A 7,876-nucleotide genomic window follows, 5' to 3' on the forward strand; every position below is an offset into this window, starting at 1 on the left:
ATTACTACCCGCTTTAAATTTAAGATTTCTTATATTGCTACTCGCATTCTCTGCAGCACTGAGCACATTGGTAGGGAGTTTTTATTCTACCTATCAGGTTCAAAAAGAGCAGTTAACATCATATACGCTAAAAAGTAATTTAGCCTATGCACAAAAATTAGCCTCCGCAACTGATAACTTTTTAAAGTCTGCGCTTCAGCAGCTTGAATACTCAGCTAAAATTATTGAGCAATCACCAAATAACTCCAAATTATTAAACGATGAAGCCATTCGTTTAAATCATCAAACGGATAGCTTTAACTCTGTTGTGATTAATTTACATGGTGTAGTTGCAGCGACGTCGCCTCACTTTGAAAGTTTAATAGGCCAACAAATACAGTCTCCAGGAGCAATAGAAGCACTAAAAGAAAAACGCCCATTAATTAGTGAGCCTTATTTATCGGCAGCTGATAATTTAATTGTTTTTATATCGCACCCGCTATTTGATTCTGAAGATAAGTATTTAGGTTATATTGGGGGCTCTCTTTATTTAAAAGAGAAAAATATTTTAAATGAGCTTTTAGAACAACATTACTACAAAGGTGGTTCGTACCTTTATGTTGTTAGCTCAAATAAGCGCATTTTATATCACCCAGAACCTGCCAGAATCGGCAACGTTATTGCTAACAATGCTGTGATTGACGCTGTTATAGGTGGCGAAATAGGCACTTCAACGGTTATTAATAGCTTAAATAAGCCGATGCTCGCAGGCTACGCACCCATTACTTTATCTAAATGGGGAATAGTGGCGCAAAGACCATTAGAATCAACGCTCTCTTCGCTAGATACATTAACTATTGAAGTCATTGAACAAACAATACCTATGGCATTAGTCACATTTATTTTTATTGGTTTATTTGCACATTTTATAGCAAGGCCGCTAAAGCGATTAGCCGATAACGCAAATACACTCGATGATCCAAAAAGCTTAGAAAAACTTAAAAGCGTGAAGTCGTGGTATTTTGAAAGTCAAAAACTGAAGTTAGCGATGTTAAGAGAGGTTACTTTATTACAAGCACAAATAGGTGTGCTACGCCATGACTCACAAACAGATCCCTTAACAGATACGCACAACAGAAGAAGCTTAAACGGCCTACTTAACCAGCTTATGCTAAAGCAAACCCCATTCGCTATATTAGAAATTGATATCGACTTTTTTAAACGTGTTAACGATACTTTTGGACATGATAAAGGCGACGAAACTTTAGTTTCGCTAACAAATATAATTAAAAAACTATCAAGAAGAGACGACATAGTATCAAGAATCGGCGGTGAAGAATTTGTTCTTGTGCTACCAAATGAAAACAGCCAAAGTGCCTATAAAATAGCAGAGCGTTTACGTAAAACAGTAGAATCGACAGAAATAAACACCATAGGAACAATCACTATTTCTATAGGTATTGCAACCTGGCCTGAGCATAGTACTGATATTGCCCAAGTATATAAATGTGCCGATAAGGCGCTATACCATGCTAAAGAGCATGGTCGTAACCGATGCGTAGTGGCCGATATTAGCTAACCACAGCTTAACTAAGTAATACTCTGTATTACCTTAAATTGATAAATACTTTACACAGAGTGCATGAGTTTATTGAGCCAGCCATCTGCTTTTGATGGCTTGTAAATCATTGCTATGCCTTTGCTATAGTGACTGTTAACCCCCTTTACAGTTAGTTTAGTAAACCCTAAATCGTCAATAACAAAATTTGGTAAATACGCTAATCCCAAAGCAGTTTTACTACCAAACTAACCTTTTAAAATCCGTTATATGTTGAAAAGCTAACGACAAATAAAACACAAAAAATGCATTTTCATTAGTAAAACTAACGCAGCAACAAGGCTTGGTAATTCATAAAATACAAAGTAAACCAAGCTATGACTCGTTAAGCTTAGTGCCGCTTACTAGGGGGAAGTACAACGGGGAATTAGAGTGCGACAGCGCAATAAATACAACGCTTGCAAGTAAACTAACGGCATGTTTTAAAAACGCCCCAGCTATTTAAAAACCCTTTACCTGAATATACTCACCATTAAGTAATTTGACTTGAGTAAATATGTGGCAGGCAAACGCTGCATACCCATGCAGCGTTTATTGCCATTTGTTTAGCCCTAATTAAAACTGATAGCTAACCCTTGCTGAAAAGTTACGCCCAGGTTGGGTGTATTGGCTAAAATCAGCACTTTGCGATTGACCTGCAATCAACTCAAAAGGTACATATTCTTTATCGAACAAGTTAAGTATCCCTACATTTAGCTGCCACGCTTGCCATTCGTAGTTTGCGTATAAATCAACAACGCCGTAGCCATGCCCTTGCGTAGTTTTATCATCGTTTGCATCAAGTACTACATCCGATTGCGATTTAGCTAAACGCAACGCAGCGGTCCAGTTAATATTACCCAGCTCTGTACTTAACAATATTGAGCCATTTAACGGGCTAATGCTGGTAAGTGGCTGATCAGTTTCTTTGTTTTCACCATCAACGTAGGCCACATTTGCCTCAAGCAGAATATTTTCAGCAACATACACGGCAATTCCGGCTTCTACACCGCTTATTTGTGTTTCGCTAATATTTTGATACTGATACAGAGTTTTGTTTACGCCAGGAATGTACGTTGGCTCAACACCTACTACGGCGGTTTCAATAAAATCATCGAATGCTGCATAAAAAGCACTTAAATTTACGCTAATATCGCTGCTTGCGTACCTAAGCCCAAGCTCAAATGAGTCGCTGCTTTCTGGGTCTAAATCGGCATTTGGTAGTATTTGATAAAACGGTTCAACGCAGTGGCTTTGATAGGCTTGGTCGTGTGGTGGTATTTTAAAGCCTCGTACGTATTGCCCATACCACGATAAGTTATCATCCACTTGATATATAACACCTAGCTTAGGCGAAAAAGCAGATTCGGTAATATCATCAAGCTGCGCATCGGCATATAGCTCATCACTTTTAGCTTCTAGGGTGTAGTAATCATATCGCACGCCTGCAATAACCGACCATGCGCTGTTTTTAAACGAAATACTGTCTTGCACATAAGCGCCAATTAAAGAGGTGTCAGCCCCCGGAAACGCTTTTTGTTTTTGGTCTGTAAAATCAACGGTGCCATCAACTAAAACACGCGTTTTTAAACGTGGCCGAGTGGTGTCGTATAAGTCGACGTCTACCCCATATACCACTTCGTGATCGGCACTCTCTGCGTTAAATCCTTTATTAAATACCGCTTTTAAACCTAAAATATTTTGCTCAAAGCGATAATCGTTATAATCGGTGTAGGTGCTTGCGCCACTAATTGCGTCACTTTGCTGCTCGTAACTACTATAAGACACTTGCCCGTACCATTTATCAAACGCAGCTGTAGCTACCTCTGAATGGTAATCTAGCGCCAGTGACCAACTCGTGTCGTCTTCATCGGTTTCTTGAACCGCGGGGGTTATTACTTGCTCAGTCGTTTGATTAAAATAATCAAGGGTGTATTTAAGTGTGCGTTTTTCATCAAGCTGTTGCTCAAATTTAACTATTAAAGCGTCCGACTTTGCATCATAACCGGGTAAGTTTTCGTCGTAATTTTGTACTTCTTCGCTGTCGCGATGGCTATAAACTGCGCTTACTGCAAAGTCGCCTAAGTCTTTTGCACCGGTAATATCAGCAGCAATTTGGTTACTTTGACCTTGATACCCCAGTGCCATTTTTACATAGCTGCTGTTATCTTTTAAATAATCGCTTGGATCTTTAGTGGTTATAACCACAATGCCACCGAGTGCGTCAGAGCCATATAAAGACGATGCAGCACCTTTGGCTACTTCTACTTGTTTTACGCCTGCTACATCAAAGTAATTGCGGCCAACTAAATAGCCCCCTCCGCCTGCATAACCATCGTTGGTGCGTCGGCCATCTTTTATAAATACAACACGGTTACCACCAACACCACGTACAGTAAGTGTTTGCGCGCCTGCACCACTGCCTGTGGTTGCAATGCTTGAATCGTATTTAAACATGGTTTGTAAATCTACAGCTAGCTGGCGCTCTATATCTTGCTCGGTAATAACCGTTACTGAGCCTGTTACATCTTTAAGCTTTTGTTCAAAGCGCGAGCCACTCACAACAATATGATCGTCAATTATGTTTTCGGCAAATGCAGTGCCCGATCCGAGTAATAAGGTTGCTATAGCAGTAAATTTAAATGTAGAGGGGTTCACTTTAACTCCAAATGATAATAGTTATTATTTATGGCGAGGATGTTACAACTAAGTCAAATTAAGATCAATTAATTATGATAATCATTTTCATTTAGATTTAACTGGTTATAATAGCCGAAAAATAAAAGCCGGAGTTTGTAATGAAATACCTATTTATATTGTTTGCTTTAGTCACTCAACCTGTACTTGCACAGGAGCGCGTTATTAGTGCTGGCGGTACCCTTACAGAAATAATTTATGCGCTGGGCAAACAAAGTACCCTTGTAGCGGTTGATCAATCTAGTATGTACCCGCAGCAAGCTACGCAATTACCACAAGTGGGTTATTACCGCGATTTAGCGGCAGAAGGCGTACTTTCTATGCGCCCAACCACCTTGTTAGCGCTTGAAGGAGCAGGGCGAAGCCAAGCACTTAAACAAATTGAGGCAACTGGGGTTAAACTAATTCATTATAAAAAGCCCATCTCAGTTAATGAGCTACTTGAGCTAATTAAACGCCTTGGTACCGATTTAAACGCCAAGCAAAAAGCGCAATCACTTATTACGCACATTACAGACTCATTACCTGAAAAAGCCAAAGCGCAGACACACAGCGCGCTATTTTTACTCTCAGCTAATGAGCGCGGGCTTGTCGCTGCAGGGCAAGAAACCGTCCCTAATTTATTATTTAGCTATGCGGGGATTACTAATATAGCAGCTACACATTCAGGCTTTAAAGTAATTAATACCGAAGTACTTGCTGTAAACCAGCCTGACTTTTTAGTTGCGCCAAAGCATATTGTACAAAGCATTGGCGGCAAGCAGGCTTTTTGTAAGCAACCGAACCTACACTTATTAAAAGCTGCGCAAAGCTGTAACTTACTTGTTATGGATAGCCTGCTTTCGCTTGGTATGTCGCCACGTATTGCCACAGCAATTAATGAGCTTAACGAGTATAAAACCCGCTTATGAACACCCTAGCATTGAGCCGCTTTGTGCCTATAACACTTAGCCAAACTCATAAATGGATGCTATTAGCCTCTGTTTGTATTTTTGCTTTGGCGTTACTAAGTATTGGGTACGGCCCTGCAGGATGGGATTGGCGTTTAGCCATTGCTTGGCTTGCGCCCGAGTACTTTAATCAGTTTGATGCGCTGCAAATAAATGTGGTTATGCAAATACGTTTGCCACGCTTTGTGCTTGCAGTGCTTGTAGGGTTGGTGCTTGCCCAAACAGGCGCGGCAACGCAAGCGCTGTGCCGTAACCCGTTGGCCGACCCATCTATTATTGGCATTAGTGCAGGTGCGGCAATGGTTGCAGTGGCGTTTATTGCACTTAGCGCGCAGTTTAATTTAAACGCTCAGTTGTATTTACCTTATGCGTCGTTTTTAGGGGCGCTTGGTGTTACCTCGTTGGTATATTTTATTGCCAAGCAGCAGGGGCAAATTAATATCACCACACTTATATTGGTAGGAGTCGCTATTAACGCGTTAGCATTCGCTGTTATTGGGCTACTGAGTTTTTTTGCCGACGATAGCGCACTACGATTAATAAATTATTGGACCATGGGCTCATTAGGCGGAGCAAGCTGGAGCACGATTATTCAAGCTGCGCCGTTACTGTTTATCAGCCTAATTGGCCTGTGGCGGTTAAAAAAACCCATGAACTTACTCCTTATTGGCGAGTCACAAGCTCAGTACCTAGGAGTAGACACTAATAAACTTAAATTATATGTCATTATACTCGTTGCATTAGGGGTAGGTGCGGTTGTAGCGCTTACCGGTTTAATAGGGTTTGTTGGCTTGGTAGTCCCGCATATTGCCCGCTTAATGGTGGGGCCGCATTTACGTAATATGCTGCCGCTTTGTATGCTAATTGGCGTAGTGGTATTGCTACTTTCTGACTGGCTAGCACGTATTGTGATCATGCCATCAGAGCTACCCATTGGCATTATTACTGCGTTATTGGGTGCGCCATTGTTTATTTATTTAATAGTGAAAAATAAGCGAGGTTGGTCATGATCACGTTTAACAATCTAAGCGTTGGCTTTGATAATCATAGCATTTTAAACGCTATTAATGGCAGCGCTAAACAAGGGCAACTTGTAGCACTACTTGGTGAAAATGGCGCAGGTAAATCTACCTTGCTGCATACCTTAGCAGGTATGCACTCCTTTACAGGCAGTGTACTTTTTAATGCTAAGCCGCTGGCTGCTCACGCTAAAAAACGCCTTGCAACACAGCGCGCAGTTATGATGCAAGCTAACCACGTAGGGTTTGATTTTAATGTATTTGAGCTTATTGCAATGGGCCGCTACCCGTATGTAGAGTCATTAAAAATGCAAAGCGAAAAAGTACATAAATACGCCGCTATTATGGATTTAAACCAGTATTTAAATCGCCGCGTAAGTGCGCTTTCGGGCGGAGAGCAACAACGTGTTCATATGGCGCGTACTTTAGCGCAGCTCGATGCCTTTACACAATCGGCCGAGCCAAAACTAATGCTGCTCGATGAGCCTACATCAGCACTTGATATGCGCCACCAACATGCTTTGCTCAGCTGCGTTAAAACCTTTGTAGAGCAGGGAAACAGCGCCATTATTGCAATACACGATCTAAATTTAGCCAGCCTTTATGCAACTGATGCTATTTTACTGCACAGCAAAAAAGTGTTGCAAAGTGGGCCTATAAACACCGTATTAACAGAACAAAACTTACAACAAATGTACGCCATGAAACTGCACGTAAACCCTCATCCTTATAACGATGCACCCATGGTTTTTTCTCAACGTCAGGAGTTTTTATGAGAGAGCAAGCATTAAACGATGCACGCACCTTGGTTTACAAAACCAATGCGGGTGTCATGTCGACTATTTCTAATAATTTACGCGGCTACCCGTTTGGCTCAGTAACCCCCTATATGTGCGACGAACAAGGCCGTATTTACTTTTTTATTAGCGATATAGCCCAGCACACTAAAAATCTAAAGCACGACTCTCGTATGAGCCTAACTGTGTTTGATGCCACCGACAGTGGCGATCAAAACGAGTACGGCCGCGTAACGCTCGTAGGTGATGGCTCTGTTGTGCCAAGTGAGCAAGCACACACTTTACTTGATAACTATATTACCCTATACCCCGAAGCTGCTAGCTATCGCAATGCGCACGACTTTCAATTATGGCAATTAGACGTAATTCGTGTGCGTTACATTGGCGGTTTTGGCAAAATATTTTGGCTTGAGCAAAACGAATGGCAATACGAGGCAAAAAACTGGGATGAAAACCAGCAGCAAAGCATGATAAGTCACATGAACGATGACCATCAAGATGCTATGTCGCTCATATTAATGCAGCACTACAGCGTAGCTGATAACACCCCAATAATGAGCGGCCTATTACCCACTGGTTTTTATATACAAAGCCAAAAGCGTAATTACTTTATTAACTTTAATACCCAGTGCAACAGCCCGTTAAAGGTTCGTAAAGCGCTGGTTGCGCTAACCAATCAAGCCCGAAATAACTAAACTAAATACATGACGACATAGTTAACCTGATGTAATGGTCTCCTCCCTATACGGCATCTATGTGCCATGATTAAAGTGGTTACAATAATCAAAGGGAGAAGACCAAAATGAAGATTACAACAATTGGTTTAGACATAGCAAA

Annotated in this window: 6 protein-coding genes; 5 read left to right on the forward strand and 1 reads right to left on the reverse strand. The window is 41.2% G+C overall.

The window, feature by feature from the left end; genetic code table 11:
- The first annotated feature begins 34 nt into the window (after window positions 1–34).
- Window positions 35–1,558, forward strand: a complete 1,524-nt coding sequence (locus tag I6F44_RS06490) for a sensor domain-containing diguanylate cyclase (RefSeq protein WP_197173474.1) — start codon at window positions 35–37, stop codon at window positions 1,556–1,558.
- Window positions 1,559–2,152: 594 nt separating this feature from the next.
- Here I6F44_RS06490 and I6F44_RS06495 read toward each other — a convergent pair.
- Window positions 2,153–4,234 carry a TonB-dependent hemoglobin/transferrin/lactoferrin family receptor gene (locus I6F44_RS06495; protein ID WP_197173475.1) on the reverse strand — a complete coding sequence of 694 codons (2,082 nt, stop codon included), beginning with the start codon at window positions 4,232–4,234 and terminating at the stop codon, window positions 2,153–2,155.
- A 140-nt stretch (window positions 4,235–4,374) separates the two neighbouring features.
- Here I6F44_RS06495 and I6F44_RS06500 point away from each other — a divergent pair, with 140 nt between their 5' ends.
- From I6F44_RS06500 to I6F44_RS06515, 4 genes are read left to right on the forward strand one after another with little or no spacing between them, the layout of a single operon-like run.
- On the forward strand, window positions 4,375–5,184 hold the full coding sequence (locus I6F44_RS06500) for a heme/hemin ABC transporter substrate-binding protein (RefSeq protein WP_197173476.1): 810 nt from the start codon (window positions 4,375–4,377) through the stop codon (window positions 5,182–5,184).
- Window positions 5,181–6,233, forward strand: a complete 1,053-nt coding sequence (locus tag I6F44_RS06505) for a FecCD family ABC transporter permease (RefSeq protein ID WP_197173477.1) — start codon at window positions 5,181–5,183, stop codon at window positions 6,231–6,233. The genes I6F44_RS06500 and I6F44_RS06505 overlap by 4 nt, the downstream gene beginning before the upstream one ends.
- Window positions 6,230–7,018 carry a heme ABC transporter ATP-binding protein gene (locus tag I6F44_RS06510; RefSeq protein WP_121954813.1) on the forward strand — a complete coding sequence of 263 codons (789 nt, stop codon included), beginning with the start codon at window positions 6,230–6,232 and terminating at the stop codon, window positions 7,016–7,018. Before I6F44_RS06505 ends, I6F44_RS06510 begins: the two co-directional genes overlap by 4 nt.
- Window positions 7,015–7,734 carry a HugZ family pyridoxamine 5'-phosphate oxidase gene (locus I6F44_RS06515; RefSeq protein ID WP_197173478.1) on the forward strand — a complete coding sequence of 240 codons (720 nt, stop codon included), beginning with the start codon at window positions 7,015–7,017 and terminating at the stop codon, window positions 7,732–7,734. The genes I6F44_RS06510 and I6F44_RS06515 overlap by 4 nt, the downstream gene beginning before the upstream one ends.
- Window positions 7,735–7,876 lie beyond the last annotated feature (142 nt).

This window comes from Pseudoalteromonas sp. NZS11_1 (assembly GCF_015864275.1).
Lineage (GTDB): Bacteria > Pseudomonadota > Gammaproteobacteria > Enterobacterales > Alteromonadaceae > Pseudoalteromonas > Pseudoalteromonas arctica.